The 26763-nt window shown below is 63.3% G+C and carries 23 protein-coding genes; 11 read left to right on the top strand and 12 right to left on the bottom strand.

Annotation, left to right across the window (positions count from 1 at the left end):
- Positions 1–22: 22 nt before the first annotated feature.
- Positions 23–1387 carry a protein adenylyltransferase SelO family protein gene (locus ABC969_RS04165; RefSeq protein WP_345863158.1) on the bottom strand — a complete coding sequence of 455 codons (1365 nt, stop codon included), beginning with the start codon at positions 1385–1387 and terminating at the stop codon, positions 23–25.
- Between the two features lie 37 nt (positions 1388–1424).
- Here ABC969_RS04165 and ABC969_RS04160 point away from each other — a divergent pair, with 37 nt between their 5' ends.
- The 10 genes from ABC969_RS04160 to ABC969_RS04115 all read left to right on the top strand — a co-directional run bounded on the left by ABC969_RS04160 (position 1425) and on the right by ABC969_RS04115 (position 13047).
- Complete coding sequence (locus ABC969_RS04160; RefSeq protein WP_345863156.1) at positions 1425–2288, top strand: alpha/beta fold hydrolase; 864 nt, start codon at positions 1425–1427, stop codon at positions 2286–2288.
- 291 nt (positions 2289–2579) lie between these two features.
- A complete protein-coding gene (locus ABC969_RS04155) occupies positions 2580–3719 on the top strand; it encodes a glycoside hydrolase family 130 protein (protein ID WP_345863154.1) in 1140 nt (379 codons plus the stop codon).
- Positions 3720–3756: 37 nt separating this feature from the next.
- Positions 3757–3936, top strand: a complete 180-nt coding sequence (locus ABC969_RS04150) for a CsbD family protein (protein WP_345863152.1) — start codon at positions 3757–3759, stop codon at positions 3934–3936.
- A gap of 88 nt (positions 3937–4024) precedes the next feature.
- Complete coding sequence (locus tag ABC969_RS04145) at positions 4025–5158, top strand: glycosyltransferase family 4 protein (protein ID WP_345863151.1); 1134 nt, start codon at positions 4025–4027, stop codon at positions 5156–5158.
- A 67-nt stretch (positions 5159–5225) separates the two neighbouring features.
- Entirely contained in the window at positions 5226–6629 is a 1404-nt protein-coding gene (locus ABC969_RS04140; RefSeq protein WP_345863150.1) for an NAD(P)H-dependent flavin oxidoreductase, read from the top strand.
- Between the two features lie 196 nt (positions 6630–6825).
- Positions 6826–7362: a superoxide dismutase family protein gene (locus tag ABC969_RS04135; RefSeq protein WP_345863148.1), complete on the top strand. Its 537-nt coding sequence runs from the start codon at positions 6826–6828 to the stop codon at positions 7360–7362.
- A 234-nt stretch (positions 7363–7596) separates the two neighbouring features.
- Positions 7597–8334: a Bax inhibitor-1/YccA family protein gene (locus ABC969_RS04130; RefSeq protein WP_345863147.1), complete on the top strand. Its 738-nt coding sequence runs from the start codon at positions 7597–7599 to the stop codon at positions 8332–8334.
- A gap of 168 nt (positions 8335–8502) precedes the next feature.
- A complete protein-coding gene (locus ABC969_RS04125; RefSeq protein ID WP_345863146.1) occupies positions 8503–10974 on the top strand; it encodes a TonB-dependent receptor in 2472 nt (823 codons plus the stop codon).
- An 89-nt stretch (positions 10975–11063) separates the two neighbouring features.
- Complete coding sequence (locus ABC969_RS04120) at positions 11064–12227, top strand: transglutaminase-like domain-containing protein (RefSeq protein ID WP_345863145.1); 1164 nt, start codon at positions 11064–11066, stop codon at positions 12225–12227.
- A gap of 280 nt (positions 12228–12507) precedes the next feature.
- The gene (locus ABC969_RS04115) at positions 12508–13047 is read left to right on the top strand and encodes a hypothetical protein (protein WP_345863143.1); all 540 of its coding nucleotides are present in this window, start codon (positions 12508–12510) and stop codon (positions 13045–13047) included.
- 1 nt (position 13048) lies between these two features.
- On the opposite strand, the gene ABC969_RS04110 is transcribed toward ABC969_RS04115, so the two are convergent.
- Genes ABC969_RS04110 through ABC969_RS04100 form a run of 3 tightly spaced genes read right to left on the bottom strand, consistent with a single transcriptional unit; the run spans position 13049 to position 15914 of the window.
- Entirely contained in the window at positions 13049–13777 is a 729-nt protein-coding gene (locus ABC969_RS04110; protein ID WP_380808629.1) for an extensin-like domain-containing protein, read from the bottom strand.
- Positions 13777–14532, bottom strand: a complete 756-nt coding sequence (locus ABC969_RS04105) for an NUDIX hydrolase (protein ID WP_345863141.1) — start codon at positions 14530–14532, stop codon at positions 13777–13779. Before ABC969_RS04105 ends, ABC969_RS04110 begins: the two co-directional genes overlap by 1 nt.
- Positions 14533–14579: 47 nt before the next feature.
- Positions 14580–15914, bottom strand: a complete 1335-nt coding sequence (locus ABC969_RS04100) for a sugar transferase (RefSeq protein ID WP_345863139.1) — start codon at positions 15912–15914, stop codon at positions 14580–14582.
- Between the two features lie 772 nt (positions 15915–16686).
- Between ABC969_RS04100 and ABC969_RS04095 the strand changes: the two genes are divergently transcribed.
- Positions 16687–16872, top strand: a complete 186-nt coding sequence (locus ABC969_RS04095; protein WP_345863137.1) for a hypothetical protein — start codon at positions 16687–16689, stop codon at positions 16870–16872.
- Between the two features lie 80 nt (positions 16873–16952).
- Here the strand turns inward: ABC969_RS04095 and ABC969_RS04090 are convergent, their stop codons facing one another.
- The 8 genes from ABC969_RS04090 to ABC969_RS04055 form a co-directional block, all read right to left on the bottom strand.
- Positions 16953–18806, bottom strand: coding sequence for an acyltransferase family protein (locus ABC969_RS04090; protein WP_345863136.1), 1854 nt, complete (start codon positions 18804–18806; stop codon positions 16953–16955).
- A complete protein-coding gene (locus ABC969_RS04085) occupies positions 18803–19564 on the bottom strand; it encodes a WecB/TagA/CpsF family glycosyltransferase (RefSeq protein ID WP_345863135.1) in 762 nt (253 codons plus the stop codon). The genes ABC969_RS04090 and ABC969_RS04085 overlap by 4 nt, the downstream gene beginning before the upstream one ends.
- Positions 19561–20436: a P-loop NTPase family protein gene (locus ABC969_RS04080; RefSeq protein ID WP_345863134.1), complete on the bottom strand. Its 876-nt coding sequence runs from the start codon at positions 20434–20436 to the stop codon at positions 19561–19563. Before ABC969_RS04080 ends, ABC969_RS04085 begins: the two co-directional genes overlap by 4 nt.
- Positions 20433–21803, bottom strand: coding sequence for a GNVR domain-containing protein (locus tag ABC969_RS04075; RefSeq protein ID WP_345863132.1), 1371 nt, complete (start codon positions 21801–21803; stop codon positions 20433–20435). Before ABC969_RS04075 ends, ABC969_RS04080 begins: the two co-directional genes overlap by 4 nt.
- Positions 21787–23091: an ATP-binding protein gene (locus ABC969_RS04070; protein ID WP_345863131.1), complete on the bottom strand. Its 1305-nt coding sequence runs from the start codon at positions 23089–23091 to the stop codon at positions 21787–21789. The genes ABC969_RS04075 and ABC969_RS04070 overlap by 17 nt, the downstream gene beginning before the upstream one ends.
- Positions 23092–23198: 107 nt before the next feature.
- A complete protein-coding gene (locus tag ABC969_RS04065; RefSeq protein ID WP_345863130.1) occupies positions 23199–24263 on the bottom strand; it encodes a glycoside hydrolase family 5 protein in 1065 nt (354 codons plus the stop codon).
- Positions 24260–25531, bottom strand: coding sequence for a hypothetical protein (locus ABC969_RS04060; RefSeq protein WP_345863129.1), 1272 nt, complete (start codon positions 25529–25531; stop codon positions 24260–24262). The genes ABC969_RS04065 and ABC969_RS04060 overlap by 4 nt, the downstream gene beginning before the upstream one ends.
- A gap of 85 nt (positions 25532–25616) precedes the next feature.
- Positions 25617–26762 carry a glycosyltransferase family 4 protein gene (locus ABC969_RS04055; protein WP_345863818.1) on the bottom strand — a complete coding sequence of 382 codons (1146 nt, stop codon included), beginning with the start codon at positions 26760–26762 and terminating at the stop codon, positions 25617–25619.
- Position 26763: the final 1 nt, after the last annotated feature.

Here is a 26763-nt window from a genome sequence, read left to right as displayed (position 1 = left end):
ACCAGCACGCTTGGGAGAAGAATTAGAGCAACGCTTCACCCATTTGACGGATTGCTCCGATTTTGGCGTTCAGCGGTGCCCAATCGTCGCGCTCGGCGATTGCCGACCACAAAGTTTCGACCTCGTCGATGAGCATGCTGCATGGTTCGCCATGCCAATAGGGATGCGAGCGATCGTTGCGCGGTTCGTACAAGGCGATCAGCGTGCGGGCTTCGGCGAAGGCATCGCCATAGCTTTCCGGAATACCCCGTCCAAAGCTGTCGAAGAAGAAGCGATCGAGCGCGATGGCGCCTTCGCGTAGCGGCTGTTCGATCGCCTGAATGAGCGCGCGATCCTGCGTTGGATTTTGCGGGGCGAAGCCGAGGCGCCAGAGCAGCGCCGTGCTGACTGCTGGCTGATAGTGATCACCAAACGTGTCGAGCGCGTTGATCAGCGGCTGCGCTTCGCTGACGGTGCGCAGCGCAATAGCGAGCTGCATCGCGTTCCAGTGGATCGCCTCCGGCTGGCGACCGAAGGCATACAGCCCCTGCTGATCGAAATAGGCAGCGGTAAAGCCCGGCTCCCAGCTCGGGTTGAAGCGCCATGGGCCGTAATCGAAGCTTTCGCCGGTGACGTTGATATTGTCGGTGTTGAGCACGCCGTGAACAAACCCGGCGGCCATATAACTGGCGGCGAGTTTCGCGGTACGCTCGACGACCAGCGTGAGCAGACGGGCGGCGGCGGCGTCCCCCGGCTCTTCGCCGTAGAAATTGCGCAGCACGTAGCCGATCAACCGATTCATATTATCCGCATCTTGCAAATGCGCGAGGCGCTGGAACGTGCCGATGCGGATATGGCCGTGGCTCAGCCGGACCATCACTGCCGAGCGCGTGGGGGAGGGCTCATCACCCCGCGTCAGCGCCTCGCCGGTTTCGATCAGCGAGAAGGTGCGCGACGTCTCCACGCCCAGTGCCTCAAGCATCTCAGTGGCGAGAATTTCGCGCATGCCGCCCTTCAGCGTCAGCCGGCCGTCGCCAAAGCGGCTCCACGGTGTCTGGCCGCTGCCCTTGGTGGCGAGGTCCATCAACCGGTCCCGGTCGTCGCGCAACTGGGCGAACAGGAAGCCGCGACCGTCGCCGATATCGGGATTGTAATTACGGAACTGATGGCCGTGATAACGCAGCGCCAAGGGCTGTTCGAGGCTGCCCGGTAGCGGCTGCAAGCGGCCGAAATGAGTGACCCAATCGGCGTCGCTTAGCGTGTCGAGGCCTACTTGGCTGGCGGCGCGATCGTTGCGGAAGCGCAGGATTGTTTGTGGGAAATCTGCGGCGTCGACGGCATCGTAGAATGCGTCACCCAGATCGAGGATCTTCGCTTCCGGACGATAGGCTTGCGGGGTCAAGGTCATGCGGCGATATGGTGGCTCGCAACCTCGGGACGCAACCATGGCCGCTTACGAAAACAAATATTGGTGGTCCAACGACGGGGTCCGGCTGCATTATCGTGATTATCCGGGGCCGAGAGACAAGCCGCCGATCCTGTGCATTCCCGGGCTGACGCGCAATGCGCGCGATTATGCCGCGCTTGCCGAGCGATTGGGGGGCGAATGGCGGGTGATCGCGATCGATCTGCGCGGGCGCGGCGAGAGCGGCTATGCAAAGGATCCGATGAGCTATGTGCCGCTGACCTATGTGCAGGACGTCGAGGGGCTGCTCGGCGAACTGGGCGTTGCGCGGTATGTCGCGTTCGGCACATCGCTCGGCGGGATCGTGACGATGCTCTTAGCGGGTACGGCGCGCGAGAAGATCGTCGGCGCCTTGCTCAATGATGTCGGGCCCGAGATCGAGACCGCGGGTTTGAGCCGCATCCGCACCTATGTCGGCAAATCGAATACCTGGCCAACCTGGATGCACGCGGCGCGCGCGGTGATGGAGGGCAATGCCGAGGTTTATCCGCATTACACGATCCACGATTGGCTGGGCATGGCCAAGCGACTGTACCGGTTGAACGGCGCGGGGCGCATCGTGCTTGATTACGACATGAAGATCGCCGAGCCGTTTCGCGTGCCGGGCAACGAGGCGGGGCCTGATATGTGGCGCGCGCTGGAGCAACTGCAGGGCGTGCCTACCTTGATCGTGCGCGGCGAGCGATCGGACGTGCTGGGGCCGCGGACGGCGGCGCGCATGGCCGAGACGTTGGCGGGGTCGGAACTGGTGACGGTGGAGGGCGTGGGGCACACGCCGACGCTCTGCGAGCCGGCAGTGGTGGCAGGCATCGAGCGGTTGCTGGAGCGGGTGCTGCTGAACTAAAGTCCCTGCGCTGACGGGAAGGGATTTGAGGCCGCGGAACCTTCCCCCGCTCCGAGGCGTCCGCCCTTCACACAACGGGCTTATGCCGCCGCGCCGCGCAGTGCGGTAGAAATGTTGATGCCCGTGACCCTCGGGAAGAATACGAAAATCGTCACCCCGGACTTGTTCCGGGGTCCATTGTGCCGGCATGGCCGCGCGAGGCACTATTCTAATCCCTAGCGGCCTGGCGGACCCCGGAACAGTCCCGGGGCGACACAAGCGGGTTGGGGACCGGCAACAGGACCAGCACCAATGACCTTCGCGTTCGACCAACTCGTTTTTACCCCTGCCGATATCGATCTCGCGCGCTCGCCCCTGGCCGGCAAGCTGGACGCCGAGACCTATGTGCTTGGCGCGTTCAATCCTGGCATGACGCGGCTAGCCAACGGCAATCTGCTGCTGATGGTCCGCGTGGCGGAAGCGCTGAAGCATCCGGTCAAGGAGCAGAAAATCCACGCCATACGCTGGACGGACGGGGCTTACGTGCTCGATGCCTGGCCGCTCGAACTGGTCGATACCAAGGATCCGCGCAAATTCCTCATCCCCGGCGGCGGCTGGAAAGTGATGGCGCTGACCAGCCTGTCGTGGCTGCTCCCGGTGGAATTGTCGGCTGATGGCACCGCACTGGTCGAGGTGCATTACGATCGCGCGATCGCGCCCCAGGCCGATTATCAATGCTACGGCGTCGAGGATGCTCGGATCAGCAAGGTCGGCGAGCGCTATTTGATGACAACCTGCTCGGTCAGCCCCGAGCGGCACTGCACCACGCTGTACAGCTCGAATGACGCGCTCGATTGGATACTGGAGGGGATCGTGCTCGATCACCAGAACAAGGATATGCTGATCTTCGAAGGCATGGTGGGCGGTAAATTCGTTGCCCAGACGCGGCCACTGGGCGATCTGTATTTCGCGTATCCGCCGGGCAGCGAATGGCGTTCCGGGCCGTCGATTAACCTGTCGTCGTCGCCCGATGCGCTACATTGGAAGCCTTATGACAAGCCCGGCATCCGGCCGCATGCCGCGACCGTGTTCACCGCGCGGATGGGCGGCGGATCGCCGCCTGTACTGACCGAGGATGGCTGGCTGACCTTGTGGCACGGGGTCGAGCCGTCGGGCGTGGTCGGCATTTATCGGACTTATTGGTCTATGCTCGACCGCGATGACCCCAGCATCGTGTTGCGCACCTCGCACGAAGCGCTGCTGGAGCCGGCGCCGGCGCTGACCGAGCCGCTCAAGGATCTGATGTATCTCGACAATGTCGTGTTCACGACGGGAATTGCCGATGGTGGCGATCATTATGTGGTGGCGAGCGGTGAGGCCGATCTCGCCTGTCGCATCACACATATTTCCAAACGAGCTTTCGACGCCTGGCGTGGAACTGCAGCCGGCTGACCGAGTTCATTACGCTGCGTGAACAAAGGAGAGTATCATGGGTGAATTCACCGACAAGCTCGATGCCGCCGGCAACAAGATTGCGGGCAAAGCCAAGGAGTTGTTTGGCGACGCAACCGACAATGAGTCGCTGGAGGCCGAAGGCAAGGCGCAGCAGCTCAAGGGCACCGCGCAGGACGTCAAAGGCAGCGTCAAGGGCGCCGTCAACGATCTGTAAGCGACCTTATCGTAACTAAAAGACCGCTGCGGAGAAATCCGCGGCGGTTTTTTGTGTCCGCCGCCATTCCTCGCTAGTGCCGCATCTCATGCCTCAGCCAGCCAACATCCTGCATCTGCATTCGAGCTTCAATCTGGGCAGCAACGAGGCTCGCGCGGCGCGGCTGATGAACGCCTTTGGGGATCGTGCGCGGCATACGATTGTTTCGGGCATGCCCGGTCAGCTTGGCGCGCGTGACGCGATCGCAGCGGGAATCAAATACGAGATCGCGCAGAACCCGCCGCCGCTGACCGGGCGGCCCTCGGTCGCGCGATATGAGGCGCTGGCGCGTTACATGCGGCGCTTCGATCTGGTGCTGAGCCATAACTGGGGCGCGATCGACGGGGTGATGGCGCGGCGCGTGTTCGCCAAGGGGGCGCCGCCGCTGGTGCATCACGAGGACGGGTTCACCGAAGATGAAGCGGGCGGGCTGAAGCGCGAGCGCAATTATTATCGCCGCGTCGCCTTGTCCGCCGCGCAAGCCCTGGTCGTGCCGTCCGAGGTGCTGCACCGCATCGCGCTCGACGTGTGGAAGCAGCCCGAAGCGCGTGTGCACCGCATCACTAATGGCATCGCCACCGCAGCATATGCCGGCACGTGCGATCCCAAGGCGATTCCCGGGTTCAAGCGCAAGCCGGGCGAGATCGTCGTCGGCACGCTGGCCGGGTTGCGCGCGATCAAGGATCTGCCGCTTTTGGTTCGTGCCGTCGGGGGGTGTTCGGCGCGCATCCGGCTGGTGATCGTCGGCGAGGGGCCGGAGCGGCAGGCTATCCTGGACGCGGCAGAGAATATGGGGCTGGAGGATGCGCTGGTGCTGCCCGGTTTTCTAGGCGCGCCGCACACGTTTGTCGGGCTGTTTGACATCATGGCGTTGTCCTCCAAAAGCGAGCAATTCCCGATCGCGGTGATTGAGGGCATGGCCGCCGGGTTGCCGATCGTCGCGCCCCCGGTCGGCGATGTGCCGCGCATGGTCGCCGTCGAAAACGCGCCGTTCATCCTTGAGCAGCCCGGCGAGGTTCCCCTGCGCGACGCGATTGAGATTCTTGCGCGCGATCCTGCCTTACGCGCCGCGATCGGCGCCGCTAACAGACGGAAAGCGGCGGATTTTGATGAGAACATCATGATCGCCCGCTATGCGTCGCTGTACGAAACTGTAATGGGGCGGCACGCGCGCCTTCTTTGAGTCGCAATTCGTTCGTGTCGCGGCATCCTTTGCTTGTATCAAACGTATGTTAAGTTCGGAGAGAATGGTGTTCAAAGGTCTCAAGCCCATCGTCTATAACGGCCGCGAAGTCTGGCCGCTCGTAGAGGGCGGCAAGGGCGTAGCGGCGACCAACCATGCCTCGGCCGGCGCCTGGGCTGCGGCCGGTGGCATCGGCACGGTCTCTGCCGTCAATGCCGATAGCTATGATCCCGACGGCAAGATCATTCCGCAGGTCTATAAATCGCTGACGCGGCGCGAGCGGCACGAAGAGCTGATCGACTATGCGATCGAGGGCGCGGTGCAGCAAGTGCACAAGGCGTATGACATTGCCGGTGGGCAGGGCGCGATCAACATCAACGTGCTGTGGGAAATGGGCGGGGCACAGCGCATCCTGCACGGCATACTCGAACGCACCAAGGGGTTGATCGCGGGCGTCACCTGCGGCGCCGGCATGCCCTATAAGCTGAGCGAAATCGCCGCCTCGTACAATGTCACGTATCTTCCGATCGTCAGCTCCGGCCGCGCCTTCCGCGCGCTGTGGAAGCGGGCCTATTCTAAGGCCGCCGACTATCTCTCGGCCGTGGTGTATGAGGATCCCTGGCTGGCCGGCGGGCATAACGGCCTGTCCAACGCCGAAGATCCGTTGAAGCCACAGGATCCCTATCCACGCGTCAAGGAACTGCGCGACGTGATGCGCGAAGGCGGCATTTCCGACGCGGTGCCGATCGTGATGGCCGGCGGCGTGTGGTATCTGCGCGATTGGAGCAATTGGATCGACAATCCCGAGCTCGGCACGATCGCCTTCCAATTCGGCACGCGCCCCTTGCTGACGCGCGAGAGCCCGATCCCCGAAGGCTGGAAGAACAAGCTGATGGAGATCGAGCCGGGCGAAGTGCTGCTGCACAAATTCTCCCCCACCGGTTTCTATTCCAGCGCGGTGAAGAACCCATTCTTGCGTATTCTGGAGACGCGCTCCGAACGCCAGATCGCTTTCTCGACGCAGGAAGCCGGCGATCACGTGTTCCAGCTCGACGTTGGCGTGAAGGGCAAGAATTTCTGGGTCACGCGCAACGATCTGCTACGCGCGCGGCAATGGTTCGGCGAGGGCTATACCGATGCGCTGAAGACGCCGGACAATACGCTCGTCTTCGTCACGCCCGAGGAAAAGGGTTGGATCCGCAAGGATCAGGCCGATTGCATGGGTTGCTTGTCGCAATGCTCGTTCTCCGCCTGGGCGGATAGCGAGACGAATTCAACGGGCCGGCTGGCCGATCCGCGCAGCTTCTGCATCCAGAAGACATTGCAGGATATCGCCCACGGCGGGCCGACCGATAACAACCTGATGTTTGCCGGGCACGGGGCGTATAATTTCAAGAAGGATCCGTTCTATTCAAACGGCTTCGTCCCGTCGGTGAAGCAATTGGTGGACCGGATTTTAACCGGGGATTGAGGGGCGGCTGCCCCCCACCCACCCAATATTGAAGAAGGTCAGAATCCATCGTGTCGACGCTCGCTGGCCAGCGCGGCGCGATGGATCCGGTGTGATGGTCAGGATGATGGCCGGGGGGCGGCGCTCCCCACCGCTTTTCGGAACCGTTCCGAGCAGGTAAGTGTTCGCTAATGAACACCAACCTCGGAGAATTATCATGCGGATCGCGATCATCGGCACGGCGGCCCTGCTGACGCTCGGCCTGGCCGCGTGCAACCAGGACAAGCTGGCGGTTGGCGCGCCGATGGCTGGCGGCGCGCGCGCCGTCGCGACATTGCAGACGGCCGACGGCGCGGCGGTCGGCACGGCGAGCGCCAGCGAGGTAGCGGGCGGGCTGCGCTTCACGATCGACGCGCGCGGGATGCCTTCCGGCACGCATGGCACGCATGTGCATATGGTCGGTCGCTGCGATGCGCCGGACTTCACGACGGCGGGCGGGCATTGGAACCCGACCGCGATGAAACACGGCTCGATGAACCCGCAGGGTCCGCATGGGGGCGATCTACCCAATCTGATCGTCGGCACCGATGGTCGCGGGACGCTGGGCATCACCATCCCCGGCATGACCATGGCTGGGTTGTTTGACGCGGACGGCTCGGCGCTGGTCGTGCATGCCGCGGCTGACGATCTGATGACCGATCCTTCGGGCAATAGCGGTGCGCGGATCGCGTGCGGGGTGTTCGGCGCCGCCTGACGCCTATGGCGCGCTGCGATTTATAACGTATCCCGGCGCGCTGGGCTCATGCGGCGAACGGGGCAGGAGGCGCGGGCGCTTGCTGCTTCGCTCGGGCGAAGCGTAACGAATGGACCCCGGCATGTAACGAAATGTTGCCTGCGGCCGGCGCCCCCAAATCGCTTGAAAATCGTTTACTGAGCGCCGATATTCCAGAGTATCCGGCGTGTGGCCGGGCAGAGGAGTTTCTTGGAAATGGCTAATTGGTCTGACCCACGTCCGAACGGCGCGACTTTCGCGACGGCGGCGGGTGCGCGTACGGAAGCGTACGACGCTGGCCTTCGGTCGTACATGCTTTCGGTCTACAACTACATGACGTCGGGCATCTTGCTCACCGGCATCGTGGCGTTGCTGTTCGCGCGCTCCGGTTATGCCGAGCAGGTGTTCATGAACCCCGGCATTCTGAAATATGTCATCATGTTCGCGCCCCTGGCGATCGTGTTCGGCATGAGCTTCGGGCAGGGGCGCATGTCCACGCCAACGCTGCAGGCGATGTTCTGGGGCTTTGCGGTCCTGATGGGCCTGTCGCTCTCGACCATTTTCCTGCAGTATAGCGGCACGTCAATCGCTCAGGCCTTCTTCGCGACGGCGGCGTCGTTCGGTGCCTTGTCGCTGTACGGTTACACCACGAAGCGTGATCTGTCGGCATTCGGCACCTTCCTGATCATGGGCGTCGTTGGTCTGCTGGTGGCAAGCTTGCTCAACCTGTTCTTCCAGTCGAGCGTGATGGCACTGGTGATCAGCATTGTTGGTGTGCTCTTGTTCGCTGGCCTCACGGCGTATGATACGCAGCGTACGAAGAGCATGTATGCGCATGTAGCCGGAACAGCAGACGAGGGCCGCACCGTGATTATGTCGGCATTGTCGCTGTACCTCGACTTCATCAACATGTTCCTGTTTATCCTGCGTCTGTTCGGTTCCAGCCGCAACTAATCTTACCGCAGCCGCGCCTCGCGCGTTGCACGAATAGCCCTCCCCCGGTTAGAACGACGGGGGGAGGGCATTTTTGTGCACGTGAGATCAAGCGGTTGTGTTCCGTGGTTGATGAAGAGCACGCGGGCGGCTCCCGTCCTCCTGATCCTGGCGGGCGGTCATTCCGCCTTGGCTCAAGACACCGGCGAGGCGCCGTCGCAGTCGGCCCCTGCCGAGCAGGCGGTGGCGACCGATGTCGTGGTCACCGGAAGGCGTGGCACGGCAGTCAGCAACGTCGATCCGCTGGCGGAGATCGATGCCCAGGCGATCGCGGCCACCGGCGCGTCGACGGTGGCGGAATTGATGCGAACGATCCGCGGCGTAACGCAGTCGGCCAGTGGCGGAGAGCCGATCTTCCTGTTCAACGGCCAGCGTGTTTCGAGCGGCCAAGAAATCTTCTCTTTACCACCCGAAGCGATCGACAAAATCGAGGTGCTATCCGAGCCCGCCGCGCTCAAATATGGCTATCCGCCGACCCGGCGGCTGGTCAATGTCATCTCCAAACGCCGGTTTGAACAGACCGAGGTGCGCGGCATGATCGGCGGCACAACGCGCGGCAATAGCGCGCGCGGCACTGGCAATGTCGGGCTCACGCGGTTGCGCGACAATGCCCGGCTGACGCTTGGGGTCGAACTGAGGCATACCGATCCGGTGCGGCAGTCGCAGCGCGATATCGTGCCCAATCCCGATATTGTGTTCGATGCCATCGGCAACATTACCGGGCGGGATGGGGCGGAAATCGATCCGGCATTGTCTGCCGCTGCCGGTGGGATGGTGACGGTCGCCCCGGTGCCTGAAGCTGTGGGCGCACGCACGCTGGCGGGCTTTGCCGCCGATGCCAATCGACCGCGACCGTTCGACCTCGGGCCGTATCGCTGGTTGGCGCCGCGCAACGATGCGGTGAAAGGCGAACTCGTGCTGGCCGACCGCATCGGTGATCTGTCGGGATCGCTCAATCTCTCTGCCGAGCAAAGCCGCGACCGCAACGTGAGCGGGCCAGCGACCGCGATCCTGGTCGTGCCGGGCAGCAATCCCGCTTCGCCCTTTGCCGGTCCGGTGCTGCTCAATCGCTATCTAACCGAAGTCGATCCGCTCCGTCTGCACCAGACGACCACGACACTGCATGCCGGCGTGGCAGTGCGCGGCGCGCTGGCCGCGTGGCGCTGGGACGCGACGATCGCGTTGGACCAAAAGCGCGTGAGCGGGGCGACCCAACTAGGCGTGGATTTGGCGCCGGCCGCTGCGGCAATCGCTGGCGGCGTCGATCCTTTCGCACCGCTCGATCCCGCTTTGCTCAGCGAGAGGCAAACCGATCGGGCGCGGTTGCGCACGCGCAACGGCGGGATCAAGACGGTGGCGAGCAGTATGCCGTTCGACGTGCCAGCGGGTGGCGTGAATATGACCTTGACGGCGGAGGCGGAGCGATCCTCCGCCATCTCCGCCACGCGCGGCGCCAACCCCTCGGCGCTGTCGCTGGGCCGGACGCGGATCGAGGGCGGGTTCGCCATCGATCTCCCGATCGCTTCCAAGCGCGAGGATGTGTTGCCCGCGCTCGGCGAGCTCTCGGTCAACGGCGCGGCGACGGTGCGCACGGTTGGCGGCTTCGGCGGCTTGAACGACCGCAGCTATGGAATGAGTTGGGCGCCGTTCCCCGGGCTGCAGATGCTGGCGCAGATCAAGCATAGCGAGGCCGCGCCCAACTTCGAAATGCTGTCCTCGCCCATAGTGCGCATCACCAACGTGCCGGCCTTCGATTATCGCAACGGTCGCACCGAATTGATCACCGTGATCCAAGGCGGCAATCCAGATCTGCTCGCCGAACGCCGCCAGGTGCGATCGCTGACTATGACGCTCAAGCCGTTCGCCAAACGCGAGCTCAGGCTGAGCGCGACCTATGACGCCACCGCGATCCGGAACCAGACGGGCACGGTCTATGCGTTCACGCCGCAGATCGAGCCGATCCTGCCCGATTTGTTCGTGCGTGATGGAGCGGGGCGGCTGGTGTCGCAAACCTTCCAACCGATCAATTTCTACCGCGAGGATCAGCGTGCGCTGAACCTCACGATATCGGCCAACGGGCCACTGGGACGGCCACCGCCCCCGCCCGCCACTGGCGCGCCGCCCGCCGCGGAGCGCGTCTTTTTCTATGTCGGCGCTGGCCCCAGCATTAAATTCAGCGATCGGTTGCAGCTAATGCCGGGCGCGCCGACGCTCGATCTCTTGCGGGGAGACACTGTGACCGGCGGGGGGAGTCCGCGCCTCTCCAGCTACGCCTATGGCGGGATCAGCCACCGCGGCACGGGCGGCACGTTCGATTTTTGGTATGGTGGGGCCAATCGCGTGCGCAATGCCGATCGCGCCGCCAATCTCCGCTTCGCCGCGATTTTCAAGCTCAACATGGGGGTGTTTGTCGGGCTGGACCGTCTGCTGCCTAAGCAAGATTGGGCGCGCAAGTTGCAACTCAAGATCGATATCAGCAACGTCACCGATGCGCGGCAAAGCGTGCGGGACGGCAATGGACGTGTGCCCAATCGCTTCCAACGCGACTATCTCGATCCGGTTGGGCGAACGATCAGCCTGACGCTGCGAAAACTGTTCTGAGCCGATTGGTGGGGCTGTCGATCCCCGCTATACGGGGCTTCCCGCTCGGCACCATGCGCGTCGGCGGGTCATCAAAAATGGGAATGTATATGCGCCTGTCGATCGACGTGGAGCTGGATTATTGGATCGACAATCAGGCTGAGATCTTGTTGCAGATCGAAGCCGCGGCGATGGTCGATCAGCATCTCGAGCATCAGGATTTGCGCATCTATTGCCTGGAACCGCTGCGCGCCGTGCCTGGCGAGAACGCCATCGGGCAGCGCACCTGGGCGAAGGGATCGGGCACGTTTCGCGTCTCCTATCGGGCGGTGGTCAAGATCGATCGCGCAGGCGTCGATTTCTCGCAGCTCCCGGCGACAGACCTGTCCGATCTGCCCGGCGATGCCGTGCCCTATCTGATGCCCAGCCGCTATTGCGAGTCCGACCGGTTCGAGGGCTTCGTGCAGTCGGAATTCGATGGTCTGGGCGGGGGCGCGCTGGCCGCGGCGATCGGCAAATGGGTTGGCGCGAACCTCACTTATCAGTCGGGCAGCAGCAGCGGCGTGACCACCGCGCTGATGACGTTTGCCGATCGGCGCGGCGTATGCCGTGATTACGCGCATCTGGTGGTTGCATTAGCGCGCGCCGGGGGCATCCCTGCACGGTGCGTGGCGGCCTACGCACCCGGCGTGTCGCCGCCTGACTTTCATGCCGTGGCGGAGCTCTGGCTGGATGGCGGCTGGCATCTGATCGACGCGACCGGGATGGCCAAATGTGACGATCTGGTCCGCGTAGCAGTGGGTCGTGATGCGACCGACATCGCCTTCATGACCGTGTTCGGCACGGCCGCGATGAACCGACAGGTCGTGCGGGTAAATTGCCTGGCCGACGATGATATAGCCTTCGGTGGTGGAACGCCTGTCGGTGATGATCGTTCTATTAGCGCAACAGCCGCAAGAGGATTGGCCATGGACAGCAATACGATCGACGAAAAGGCGCTCGACAGCTTGTCGGTCGCGCCCCCCGAACCCGATGACGGCAAGGGTCATAGCGTCGATCCGCGCCAGGATGCCGGTCGCGACGCATCGATTGCCGAGCGCCTGGCCCGCAATCCGGAAAATAGCGATGCGCGGCTCGATGCCGGGCTCGATGAGTCGATGGATGCGTCCGACCCGCCAGCGTCGACGCAACCCGTGCATAACAATGCACCGCCGGAATCCTCTGGTTTCGATCCCGAAGCCGAGGCGAAGTTGAAAGCTGACAAGCAAGGCTGACCGCTCTTTGTAACGAGTTGCGTACGCGTAGGCAAAAGGCCCGTCACCCTCCCGGTGGCGGGCTTTTGTTTGCGCATTTGCGGCGGGGAGGGTGACAATGCGGCGCAACGAATGCGGCTCATCGCAATAATAGGACAGATACGTTGCAACGCACAACGATCTGTGATGCCATGTATGTACCGGGGGGTGTTGGCAGTGCGTTAACCAGCGTGGCGCATTGTTGCCCGGTATCGTGACTACGGTTCCACATCAGCGGGGCGGGTGCAGTATGGCTTCTGGCATGAAATCGGCGACCGGGGCGATGACCTTGGCGGAAATGAAGGAATTTGCGAGCTTTCCGGCGGCGACGCAGCGTTATGTGCGGCGCTCGCTGGATATCGGCTTGGACCGGGACGACGCGTTGCAGCGCTGGTCGCGCGATCCTGTTGAGACGGCCAGCATCCGCGCGCAGGCGCATGTCTATCGCCGGCTGCCCGATTTGCGTGCGATGGTGCCGGATGAGAGCGGGCTGGAGGCGATCGAGCCGTTCCTCGCACCGCTAATCAGCATCAGCGCGTTCGATCTGGGGCAGGGTCGGTTGACGAGCTTCTCCGCGTATCGCTTTCTTTATGAGCGGCTGATCGGCGCGGACGTGCGGCCATGGCTGCCGGCGGCGTTCTGTTCTTCCGCCGCGCTGCCCCATCTGCATCCCGATCTGCGCCGCAAATTGCTGCAGTCGATCAGCGAGGCGGCGGCGACCGCGTCCGGCTGGTCGAACCGCGCGCCAGGCTTTTTCCCCAAATGGGTCGAAAAGGTCGATGCGGCGGTGTTGCCGCACTGAGCTAGCGACACGCGCGCCAGCCCGCCGTGCCGCGATCGGCCTGATCAAGATGCAGGTGATCGCGGTGCGCGGCGTTGTAGTCGGGGGAGAGCACGGTCGCGAATACATTGCAGGCGCCGGTGCGTACTGCGCGCAGGAACTTCCCCTTGTCGCCGGTATCTTTCCAATCGCCCAGCACGGTGATGCGCGTGCCATCCTCCAGCCGGAAGCCCGCCACGTCGAGCGCGTTGGCGCTGGCATGCTCGCTCAAATCGCCCGTATTGCGACCATAAATCCGGCGGCAGCTGTAGCTGCCGTAATGGTCCAGGCTCGCCACACGCTGCCCGAAATAGCGCCGCGCGGCGGGCTGCACGACGTCCCACTCCCACAACGATAGCCCGGCCGCCACGGGGCATGACAGGCCTACCGCGGTGGGCGCGAGTGCGACTTGGCGCGCGCCGCCAGGGGAGAGCCGCACGGCGTTGGCGTAGCCGCACTGACCGTCACGCACTGCGGGCAACACGGTGTGCCGCACACCGGCGCGGTTCAGCTGGGCGCCGCAGGCAGCGATATCGTCGCCCAGCGCCGCGATCTTCCGACCGGTGAACAGCCCTGCTGGCTGTGACAGATCAAGCGGCGCCCAAGGCAGATCCTGCGGGCGTCCGCGGCTGAGCGCAAACACCGCCAGCCCCGCAAAGCTCATCACGGCGAGCGTCACCAGCCAGCCGATGATGCGACGCAGGGGGCGCATCAACCGCGCACGGTGCTCGTCAACAGCTCCGCGGTGACGGGATAGCCGAGATCGTCGGGAATGCAGAGATGGTCTGCGCCATCGCGATGCTCGATCCACGGCGTTACGGGTCGGATCGGGTGGCGGGCGGCATCCTCAATGGCGTCGTCGAAGCTCACGAAGCGCGCCAACCGTTCGAGATTGCGTCGCGTCGGGAAGATGATCGTGACATGGCCGGCATCGGCATCGTCGAGCACTGCCTGCGCGCTGGACCAGAATAAGCGGACATTTTCGGTCGCATCGACCTGCGGCAGGGGAGCGTCGGCAGGCAGCCGCGCAAGATAAAACAATGTGTCGAAGATGCGCATATGCGCATGCGCCGGCAACCACCGGGCGAATGGCGTCAGCAGCGAAAGATCGAGTCTTATGCCGGCGCTATCGAGCACCGCGCCAAACGCGACGCCGTCATGCAGCGCGTCGCGCAGCCTGGCGAGCGAGGCGGCATCTGGGGACGGCACCAAGCCGATCGGCAAGCCCACCTCTTCCAGCGTTTCCCGGATGGCGGCGATGCGGCCGGCGGTATCGATCGGTTCACCCCCCAATTCCAAGGCCAGCGCACGGTCACCCGGATCTACGCGCCCACCGGGAAATACCAGCGCGCCGCCAGCGAACACCATCGCCTTGGCGCGCTCGACCATTAACACTTCGGGCAACGCACCAGCGCGCTCTCGGAACAATACGAGCGTTGCGGCGGGGGTGGGGGTGTGGACGGCCATTGGCCGGATGTAGGGGCGGTGCGCCAGCCTGGCTAGCGCAGCGGGCGTCAATACGCCTTCGAGTGCAGGATTACGGTCGCCGTGCGCACCAGGATCGAGATGTCACCCAGGATGGACCAATTGGCGACATATTCCAGATCGCTGCGCAGGCGATTGGCCAGATCGTCGCGGTGATTGGTCGCGCCGCGGTAGCCGCGGACCTGTGCCAGGCCGGTGATGCCCGGCTTGATGGCGTGACGCAGCCAATATTCGGGATCAACATGCCAGAATAGTTGATCGCCAGCGCGTGATCCCAAGGCATGCGGGCGCGGGCCGACGAGGCTCATGTCGCCTTCGATCACGTTGAACAATTGCGGCAACTCATCAACGCTCATCGCGCGGATCAGCCGACCGACGCGCGTCACGCGCTTGTCCTGGCGCAGCGTGGATTGCTTGCCGTCCGGATCGGATTGATTGTGATGCATGCTGCGGAATTTGTAGACGTCGAACAACCGATTGCCGCGCCCCATGCGCCGTTGCCGAAAAAGGATCGGTCCTTGGCTGTCCAGCTTGATGGCAATCGCGACGAATAGCAGCAACGGGGTGAGCAGGATCATTACCGGGACGCTGAGCGCCAGATCGAGCATGCGTTTGAGCACGCGATTACGCAGATCCAGCGGCCCGGCGGATACGACAATGCCGATTGTGCCGAGATCGTGATCGCCGTGCAGCGGCACGACACCCAGCAGCTCGGGCACCAGCAGCTCGCCCCGGCAGCCCACGCCTTTGAGATAGAGCGACCAATCCGACCGCCGATCTGGCGCACACGAGACGATCACGCGATCAGCGCCAGCGATCATGCCGGAGAAATTGTGCAGCATGTACGGATTTTGGATATCGGGCAGGATGCCTTCGGCTTCGGCGTCGATCACTTCGAATGAATCAGGCGCTTGGACACGGTACCCGTCAAGGATCAGCACGCGGCGCACGAAGCGCGCCACCAGCACATGTCGGACCAGCCAAAAGATCGGCAAGCGAAAGGCGATGAGGAAGACGACGCAAAATCCGGCGTTGAGGAAGAACATCAGGCGGGAGATGTCCTCGCTGCCCTTGATTGCGAACAGCACAAGCAGTTGCAATGCCAGAGCAAGCGTTAGCGAGGCCAACGCCTTGGTAACAGACGAGGAGAGCGATACCAAAACATCGTAGCTATGCGCGCGCAGGCTGAAGCTCGTCGCGACATACAGCGGAACCAGCGTCAGTAACAAGGTCAGGTCCGGTATCAGCCCTGCAGTGCCAAAGCGCACATAGCCCGCCGCGACCGTCGAGGAGGTTAGCGCAACGACATCGAACACCAGCTGCGCCAGATAGACCAATATGCGGTTTTGCTGGGGACTTGGCATCAATTGCCGAGCAGCCGGCCTATCCGCACCGAAAACCTTATTTGATGATGCCCCCACGTTCACTTTTGACACTCTCCGCACGAGCTTGTGGAGAAATGGCGATTTCCCGCATTCAACCATTGCGCCAACCAAGCATCAGCGCGATATATTCCCCAGCCGCCGAATCGGCGGCAACCATCTCCTTGCCGTAGCGCTACCGCCAGGCTTCGTCCATCACGATACGCTCGTCACACACATCTCGGGGCTGGCGGGTGCGATGCCGCCATTAATTGCGAGCATCGACGGATTCAGCGGTGAGGGCTCTTTGAATCAGCGCATTGGCCTCGATCGGCCTGCGCAACCGCGTGTCATAATAACCAGAGCAAAATCCCCACGCACGCCGCAGTGAGCGCAAGGTAACCGGCGCTGCGAGAAAGCCAATATTCACATGCGTCGAACCGCTTGCGAAAAACCGATGCGTCGGGACGTCCGCTGCTAGCTATCACACTTTGCATCCTCTCATCCTCTTACATCGCGACTTGAGCCGCTGACGTTGCCACACCGAAAACGGTCTACGCGTTTGTTCACATATCATGCCCCGATTTGAGACAAAAATGCAACTGATAAGTCATGATCGGTGATCGCCCAGGTCGATCGCGCCCAAGGCGCTATCCCCGAAGCCCCTGCTTCATGCAATTTTAACGACGCAGCGGCACTACAGAGGGGAAGTCGGAGAACACGCATGCCCAATTCTGCCCGCAAACATGTTTCGCCCACAGCAGGCGAGACCCGCATGACGACCGAACTGGGCGGCGTCGTTGGCGCGATGCATCAAAGCTTGGTCGAGCGCCTTGTGGTGCCAGCACCGATCGCTCCGCAGCCGATGCTGTTCGACGGCGCGGCGCACCAAGTTTCGCGCTTTGTCGGAGTGCTGTTGTTGCTTGGTGCTTACGCGGGCATCGTCGGGTTAATCTGGTAATCTCGGCTCACAGGGATCATCGTACATCTTTAACAAGTTGTAGGTGGCGAAGCTCAAATTCCACGCCGGGCTGGCAGGACCTACAAGCCGGCTTTTGCGATCACGTAGCGTGCGCCAGGCAAGGTCAAGTGGCCGTAATCGAACTGCATCGGCGCGCCGCCGGGTGCACGATAGACGCATCGTCCGCCAGGGCATTCGATATCGTAGGCAGAGATGTATCGGCCCCCCGCCTTGAGCACGACAGGCGCCAGGGCACGATCGATGTCGCGTTGCTCCGTCGCACGAAGTCGTTCCAACGCCGCGAAATCCTGCCGGATCATGGCGCGGGCGAGCAGTTGCGAAAATTCGCCATGATATTCGACTGTCGGCCCGATCACGACGATCTTGATGCCACGCGCGCGCACCCCGGCCACCGTCGGCCCCACGGCCGCAACATCCTCCGCGCGCCAACGCCCTCCGAGGATGACAGTATCAATCTTATGGGCGTCGAGGAACGGTCCGAGCGCGTAACTCACCATGTCTGTGCAGCGCTCCAGGCCACTTACCGGCAAAACAGGGCGACACCCCGAGGCAGTTGCTTGCATCACGTTCGCCTTGGGCAATTGCAGCGCGATTGCGCGCCAATATTGCGCGGCGTGGCTGTCGCCCAGGACCAATATGTTGGTGCCTGTGGCGCTGGGGCGTAAACAGGCCTTGGCATCGTACGCAAGGCCTTCGCCGGCGAAGCACGGGCCGCGGCGATATTGATACCGCCAGGCCTTGCTTTCACTATAGTCGCCGTAGCCGGCGACCACCTGCACCGCTGGCGGCAGCACGCGGATGTGCGACGCGTTGAACGACACGACCAAGCCGGCAACCACGATGCTCAACAGCGAAAAGAGGCCTACTGCAATAGTGCGGCCGGACGGCGCCTGGCGGAACCGCGCCAGGAAGGGCTTCTCGATCCATTGGTACGAGATGAAAGCTGCGATCAAGGACAAGCAGATGAGCCCCACCGTCGCCTGCCAGCTTAGTTCGGCGCCAGTGACAAGCCGGTAGAACACGATGATCGGCCAATGCCACAGGTATAGCGAGAAAGAGATGCGGCCGATTGCCACCGCGGGGCGGGTGCTCAGCAAGCCGCCGATGGCCGTATCTGGCGCATAGGCAATCAGCAGCGCAGATCCCAGCGCGGGCAGCATTGCCCATGGGATAGGGAACGAAGCATCCGGCCCGATAACGAACAGCGCCAAAATGATCGACGCCAAGCCCACGCTCGCCGCCGCAGTGCGCGCCATTCCTGTTCGGAGCTCCGGGAAACCGCCGACCGCAATCAATCCTCCCAGGGCCAGTTCCCAGGCACGCGAGGGCAGCATGTAGAAGTTGAACGCACCGCCGGGCACTTTCCATTCGATCACCATACCAAGCAGGAAAGATCCGATGGCGAGGGTGGCAAGCACGGCGGTAATGCGCCGCGGAATGAAGCGCGCTACGATCATCAGGAGGAGCGGATAGAAAATATAGAATTGCTCTTCGACACCGAGCGACCAAGTGTGCAGCAGCGCCTTGGATTCTGCCGCACCACTGAAATAGTTGGAAGTGCGCCAGAAGAAGATATTTGAGCTGAACCCAGCTGCAGCGGCAGCGCTGCGGCCGAGTTCACGTAATTCGCCAGGCAATAAGATCAGGCATCCGGCGATTAAGGTGGCAGCCAATACCACGAACAGCGCGGGGACGATCCGCACGACGCGCCGACGATAGAAGGTCGCGATGCTGAAACGCCCAGCGGCCATCTCACCCTGGATGATCGAGGTGATGAGAAACCCGGAGATCACGAAGAAGACGTCGACGCCGGTAAATCCACCAGGAATCTGCGTGACGCCAGCATGAAACATTACGATTGGAAGAACGGCAAGGGTACGCAAGCCATCGATGTCGGCACGATATTTTATCACCGGCGCCCCCGCTCCAGAACCACATTTATCAGGAATTTTGCATTTCCGACGAGATACCGGTGCGCCAGTCGGGTTGGCTCCTGCGCCAAGCGGAAGGCCCATTCGAGCCTCGCTTGCCGGACCCACAACGGCGCGCGCGGAAAGCGGTCGGCGGCGAAATCGAGATAGGCGCCGACGCAGAGCTGCACGATGCCGAGCGCTGCGGCGTGGCGCGCGGCCCATAACTCTTGCCGCGGTTGCCCCATGCCGACAATCAGCAGCTGCGCGCCACTCTGTCGGATGCGTTCGACGATGGCGGGTTCATCCGCTTCCGCAAACCAGCCATGTTCCGCTCCTGCGAAGCGCAGCGTCGGGAAGCGCGCGGCCAACACGGCCTGTGCATCTTGGGCGACGCCGGCCGGACTGCCGAGCAGATAGACGGCAATACCCTCCGGCAGCGCGCCGAGCAGCGCGGGCGTCAAGTCGGTGCCGTTCAGATTGTCGGGAAATGGCGCCCCGAACAGCAATTTCGACGCGATATCCATGCCGATGCCGTCGTTAAACACTGTCGCGTGGCGCAGCGCCTTGCGCAACGGCACGGAAGACCGGGCCAGATTGACCGTATGCGCATTACAGAAAGTGAAGATAGCCGGAGCTTCGCGCTCCACGGCGGCGAGCATTAACGCCAAAGCCTCGTCGTGGCTCGCGGCGGCAACCGCGATCCCCCCGATCTCCCGGGCCGGCACCGCTGCGGGAGGCGCGGGCATGGGGGTGGTCAATCTACCAGGATCGTACCGAGGATGGTCAGGCCGCCGGTCTCCATTTGATCGACCAGGCGCGACAGAACCCGCGTCTCGGTCACGTCGCGGCGGATGATCAGGATGCTGGCGTCGAGCCCAAGTGCCGCGCTGACGGCACCCTCGCTCGCGTCGCCGGCGTCGACGAGGACGAGATCATAATCGTCAAGCATCGGCTCCAGCCCGGCCGCCAGACGGCGACGATCGAGCAGCTCGGAAGCATTGGGTACAGCAGGTCCGCTGGTGACGACGGACAGACGCTTGATGGCGGACTGCTGCGCGACGGCTTCGGCGCGGCTGGCGTTTGACAGCAACGTGGTAAGGCCGGCGCGATTGCCCAGCCTGAACAAGGAATGATGCTGCGGGTTGGTGAGATCGGCATCGACCAGCAACGTAAGATACCCGGTCTGCGCGAAGGCCACGGCAAGATTGGCGGCCAGCACTGCGGTCTCCGCGCCGCTATCAAGCCCGAGCATGGCAATCGATTTGACCGCCGTACCATCAGGTCGTTTGGCGCCAGTGACCATCGCGCGTAGCGCACGAATCGACATGGCCAGCGAATCGTCCGGATCGAACGCGCTCACGACAAGCGGATCGATCCGTGGATCCCCCGCTTCCAGCACCGAAAAGCCCTGTTGTTCCTCGACGGCGCGCTGCACTTGATCCGCGGTGACGATACCAAGCTCGATCGCTGCCTCGCCGAACAAGCGGCCAGTGCTGGCTTGATGCGCGACGATCGCGGCGGTGGTCGTCGCATCGAGATTGAGCATGTCGCCGATACGTTGGCGATCAAGCGCGCCTGTGCGCAGATCCTCGGCGGCAGTTGTTTGGCGTTCGCCTGAACGAAGTCTCATACTGCCTCCGACATCAGCAAAGGGCCGATGCTCGAGTTTTTGAAATTGATCGTCGCAAGAACTGGCGACCCGGAGACGGCGACGATGCCCGCCGTCGTCCGCGCGCGCGGACGCCACGTTTCCATAGCAATGGCAGCGCCCGCGGCCAACAACACGCCAAGGATCAAGCCGAGCAGGATGCGCAGCGGCACATTAGGGTCCGATGGCATTACCGGCGGGCTGGCAACGTCCAGCTGCCGCGCGTTAGTCGAAGGTGCAAGCGCCTGGAGCCGCATCGCTTCAAGCCGCTGCGTGACGGCATCGTATGCCGCACGGGCCGAATCGACATCACGCTGCAGCACATCGAACTGCGCCCGATCACCGGCAAGCCCCAACATGCGCGACCGCTGCTCGTTGAGCAGGCGCTGCAGGCTGGCTTCTTTGGAATTCGCCGCGGCGCCCGCCACCCGAACCGAGCGCGTACCGGTACCGATCTCGGAGCCAAGCCGCGACCGCAGCTCGTTCAGTTCCGCGCGTGCGGCTACTAAATCAGGGTGATTGGGCCCGAGGCCTTGGCTCATCTGACTGAGCTGCGCCGTCTTGTTGGCGATCTGCGAGCGCAGGCCCTGTACCACGGCTGAATTCTGGACGTCCGGCGACTGCGACGTGCTGCCGCCGGCACGCGCGGCATAATCGGCCGCCGATGCCTGTGCACCGGTAAACTGCCCAGAAAGCTCGCCAAGCCGCGCCGCCTCGGCGTCCAGCGAGCCCGAATCGACAATCCCCGTCTTTCGTTTGAAATCCGTCAGACGGCCTTGGGCGCTTTCTAGATTGGCACGTACTTCGCGCGTGCGTTCAGTGAACCAGCGCGAATAGGTGCGCGCCGGATCGGTCTTGGATTTGAGCCGCGCATCGAGATAGGCCACGGCAAAACCATTGGCGAGCAAAGCGGCAAATTGCGGATCGGCCGAGCGATAGCGAATGGTCAGCACGCGCGATGCCTTTTCCGGCATTACATCGAGGCCGGAAAGGAGCTGACGTCCGTACCAACTGTTGACGTCGCCAAGGCCGCCGGTCGCTTTGCGCCAGGCCTGCACGACAGCTGGCGAAGCGAGCTGTTGCTCGGCGACCACTTCCGCCGCCACTGCTTCACTGCGCACGACATCGGTCTGCGTCGCCAGTAGCGAACTGAGATTATCGCCGCCGCCGGTCGTACCTTGCACCGGATCGATGGACATATCGTCAAACAGGATCGAGGATGATGCGACATAGGTCTTGGTCGACATCGCGGTCCAGATGGCGACGCCGAGCAGGACGGCCAGCAGGACGACGAGTTCAAGCCGCCAGCGCTTGCGCAGCGCAACGGCGAGATCAGGAATCGACAGCATCGGGGAGCTCCTGTCTGGCGGTAGGGACCGAAGCGGGCGCCGAAACCTCCGCCAACATGATGAAAGCAATCAAGAATTGTGGTGCGACGCTGTCGCGGAAGACCAACGCGGTATCCATGCCGGGCTCGGCGCGTACGGCATCGGCCAGAATATTGGTGTGGGCGGTCTCCGCCGATCCATCCTGCTCAAGCCGGTCGTTGACCGCCGCGCGGCGCGCGGTGCGTTCGAGCAGGTGCAGGTTTTGCCCCGTTTCGACCAGACGGACGAAGGTTGCCGCATCGGCGTGGTTCATCGACGCCCAATGTTCCAGCGCGGTCTTGAGGCCGGTGCGGGCATCGGCTTCGCGCACCACCGACGAGCCATCACGGACCGCCGCCAGCGCAGAGTGATGGGCGAAGATGCGGACGTGAAACGGGGACCCGCACGAAGCCCGTGCGATGACCGCGCGCGCCCGATCGTCGAACACCAGCCCCGCAGCGGCCGCGCCATTGGTGATCAGCGCATCGACGCTGGTCGGTTCGATCCGGCCCAGCGCCACGGTGCGCAGATGGCGGCGCAACGACGGGTGTGCATCGACAACATCCGATACGTCCCGGGCGATGCCGACCAGGACGAACAACACCGTCGCCAGCGCATCGGAGAGCAATTTCATCGCCGCAGCGATATCCGCTTTGACCACCGTGTCGGTGATCCGATCGAACTCGTCGAGAATGAACAGGACGGGAGAAGATACCTGCTCTGCGACCAATTCCACCACCGCGCGGGGGCCGAAGGTCGCGGGCAGGGCGTCGAGTCCGCGCGCGAATGCTTCACGCGCACCAGGGCGCAATGCGGCGGTGGGAATAGCGCGCAGATAAGGCAGGATCAGTTCGCTGAACGATACGCCGGGCTCACACGCCATGTAGATCACGACGGCGCCGCCCTGATCGGCATGATCGCCGAAAATGCGCACCAGTGAAGTCTTACCGGAGCCGCGTGCGCCGTGAACGATGGCGTGCTGGCCGAAATCGAGCGTGGCGGCTAACAGTTCGTCGAGTTCACGACGTCGACCGAGCAATTCTTCGCGGCTGCGGACGGGATGCGCCGAATCGAACACCCGGCCGAGAATTAGGCGGTTCGGCAGCGGATTCGCCTGGGGCACCACCGGTGCGGGATCGACCTCGCTGGGGACGAACGCGTCCGGCGCGGGAACGACAACAGGCGGGCGCGCGTACTTCGGCCGGTTCGCGCTGCTGCCATTAAGCCAGCGCGATAATGCCGATACTCGCTTCTTTAGCTGCCAACTCACAAACATGCCTCCGGATGTCGGGCTGCTACGAGAAAATGCTGCGAAGCACAACCAGTCGCACCTTTGGTTAACGCCTCATTTTGCTACAAGGGGCAGGTGGACAGCCGCTATTTCGGCAGATGCTTGGCAAGTATCGCCATTTGCGGCTTTGGACCATTCGCGTCGGGTTGGACGCTGAGTGCATATTTATTCCAGCGCGCGCCCGCGGCCCAATAGGTCCAGCCCAGCCAAACATCGTCGGAATTGTCCATTGTTGTCAGCAGCGCATCCAGCGCGACATGGCATTCGGGCGTGGCGGGCGAACCGAATTCGCCCAAAAAGCCGCGCGCTTTCTGCGCTCGAAGCCAGGCGGTGGCGACCCGCAGGCGTGCCGCTGCGGCTTCGGCAGAAACGCATGTCGCGCCGGTGCCGGACGAGTTGGGATCGAGATATTGATGCATCTCGAAGGCGATATTGTTGATGGGATCGCGCACGCCGGTCAGCGCTTCGGCGTTGGACGGCGTGCCCTTGGCCCAGGAATGAGCGCCGGTCCACCGCGTGCCCGGGATGAGAACGAGGTTGCGCGCGCCCGTATCGCGGATCGCCAACAAAGTGCTTTCGGCGATCTGCCGCCACGCCAATGCGTCGATGCCGGTCGGCTCGTTCATCATGCCGAAGGCGATGCGGGGGTTGCTGCGATAGCGCGCGGCAAGCTGGCGCCACACGTCCTCCAGCGCGCTGCCGGGGAACTGTGGTGTACCGAGCTTGGTGCCCCGATAGCCCGCGTAATTATGGAGATCGAGGATGATCATGCGGAAACCGCTGAGTGCCATGACCGCAGCATCGAGCCGCCGCATCTCAGCCGGATCGAGCGGCCGGCCCAGCGCAGGCTGGACGCGTTCCCAGCGGAACGGCAACCGAATCGCGGTCATACCAGCGGCAAGAAAGGGCGCCGCATCCCGGGCATTGGGATAAATATAGTCGTGGCCATAAATGCCCGGCAGTGCCTTGGTCCCGAAGCTGCCGCTGGCCAGATTTACGCCCGCATAACGCGGCACCAGCGGCGGTCCTTTTGCCGGCGCGGCCGGGGCCGGGGCTTGCAGCATCATCGCGGCCAGCGCGCCGCCCCCCAGCAGCGCCAGCAGCGCGATCATCCAGCGCACGATTCCCGAGCCGGGCCGCGCCGCACTCATGCTTCCGCCCGGCGTCGGGGTTTGATCGCCTCCTGCATCCGCACGCAACCGACTAATGCCCACAGCAACGCCGCCGTCTTGATCGAGAAAAGGCTGGTGCTGCTCACCAGCAATTGTCCCAGCATATAGCCGACCACCCCGAAAGCTAGCCGGCGCGATGGCGCATCGTTAGCCCGCGGGTAAAAATTGACGAATGCCCAGAGCGCGATCGCGCCGAAAATCGTCGTGGAGCCGATCAGGTAGGTGTAACCACTGTCACGCTGGCGCAATGCATCGGAGGCCCGGGCACCCAGATAGAAGGGCCAATCCGCCTCGCCGAACATCTTGCCGGCAAAGGTGATGCGGCCGATCAGGTCGTCGCCGGGCTGGAAAGGATAAATCATGTTGATTGCGATCGCGATGCCGGCGATGGCCATGCTGGCCAAGGGCAGCGTGATCCGGCCGAGCATCGGGAAGACGAAAAAGCCCAGCGCCATTGCTAGCACCAGCAGCGACGCGAACCGCCCGTTGGTGGAGACCAGGATAAGCGCCACCGTGCCGAGCAAGGCGCCACGCTTGACGCTGCTAAGAGCGCCCCAGCGCGCCGAAATATACAACGCCAGCACGCAGGCGAAGTTGGCGTTGGAGACCTGCTCCATAAATACCGACGACGTCCGCGGGATATCGAAAAAGCCGAAACTGAATCGTCCCTCGAAGCTCGAGGCGTTGTTGAACAAGCCGCTATTATTGTATTCTGATGCCTGCATGCCGCGGGTAGCGGTGAAAAATGCCTGCGGCTGGAACAGCCAGACATATGTCCCTTGCGCGAAAATCTCGATCAGCAGCACGACCACCACAACCATCGCCACTACGAAAAAGGCGGTATCGAGCGTTTTGGCGGTCATCCGCTGACCGATCATGGCGAAAATGCCGATCAGAAAGGTGGATCGCAATGTTTCGATCATCGGCCGGCTGTTGACCATCGAGAGGATCACCGCGATCACGACCAGGAAATACAGCAACAGGATCGGCGGCCAATCATCGGACGTAAGGCCACTGGCAAGCAGCGAGGCAACGGCGAAACCAAGCAGCAGAACCTCGCATAGGACTACTGTCTGGTAGGATCCCGGGAGGCCGTGGGCCACGCCCAGCGCGATCACGGCCGAGTATAAGGTGGCGGCGATCGGCAGGATCAGACACGCCCATTGCAAATTGGCGCCCGTCAGCAGCGCGGGCGGCGCGAGCGAACGCCGGCCTGCGGCACGCTGCTGGTCTTTGATGGTCAGCATGGGTGGATCGCTCGCTGAAAAAGTTGCGCAGGATAGGCGGGGGGGCAAGGCGCGCCGGGGCTTTTCGCGCAAGAACGGGACGGGGTCACGCGCCGGAGCCGGTGATCATGCGATATTCGGCCAGGAAGCGCTCGGTCACGCCGCCCCAGCCATAGGCGCGGCTGGCGGCGATGTTGCGCTGGCGGTGCCCGGCACGATCCGCATTGAGGTCCGCCAGCGCCATGCGCAGCACCGCGGCAGTGGCGGGCGCGTCGGCAAAGGGGGCGGTGTAGCCCTGCCCGGTGTGCGACACGAGCCGCTCGAACGGCGGGATGCGGTTGAGGACCGGCGTGAGACCGGCCGACAGGCCCTCGACGGCGCTGAGCCCGAAACCTTCGTAACGCGAGGCCGAAACGATGAAGCTGGCCTGGCCGATCAACGCGCGAATCGCTTGCTTGTCCGGCGCGCTGACGATTGTCACGCGATCGCTGACGTGATGCTCGGCCGCCGCGCGCGCGAGATCGGCGGCGGTGAGATCCGAATCCTGCCCGGCGATGATCAGGCGCCACGGCGCGCCCAGCGCGGCGACCACGCGGATCAGCGCCGGGACATCCTTGTTGACCGAGAAGCGCCCGATGAAAATCATTACCGGCACGGCCACGGGCGAGGCGGCATCCGCCCATTTGTCGATATCGACGCCGTTCTCGATCGCCATGGTACGCCCGGGGGCAATGCGCGCGAAGGTCGCCGCATCCTGTTCGCTGGACCCGAACAGCCGGTGATAGGCCCGCGCCGAGCTGCGCGTGACGGTGTTGAACCACACTTTCTTGGCGCGGCTGGCGAATTGCGTGTGGAAAAAGCCCCCATGTGTCGAGGCGACCAGCGCGTGGCGGTGAATCGGCCTCGTGGCGGCGAGGAAATCGAAGAAGAAGTCGATTCCGTGGACATGCACGATATCCGCGCCCTCGAGCGCGCCGAGCACGCGGGGCGCGAGCGGGTAGCGTGTCGAACCACGGAACGGGAGGCGCGTGATCGCCACGCCATCCTGTTCGCCATGCGCCGGCAGCGGCGTGGCGCGATCGCCGAACTGGCGATCGAGCGTGACCACCGAGCTCGTTACGCCCGGCGTCTGGTTCAGCGTCTGCGCGAGCAACGCGACCGATTCCTCCAGCCCACCGATCGCCGGATGATATTGCCGGACGACGTGACGGATGTGCAGCGGGCGGGCGGGAAGGGCAGGGACGGCAGGCACG

Origin of the sequence: Sphingomonas qilianensis (assembly GCF_039614825.1) — a bacterium.
Taxonomy (GTDB): Bacteria; Pseudomonadota; Alphaproteobacteria; order Sphingomonadales; family Sphingomonadaceae; genus Sphingomonas; species Sphingomonas qilianensis.
Note: the sequence above shows the minus strand (reverse complement) of the source record. Positions and strands in the feature narration are given on the sequence as shown.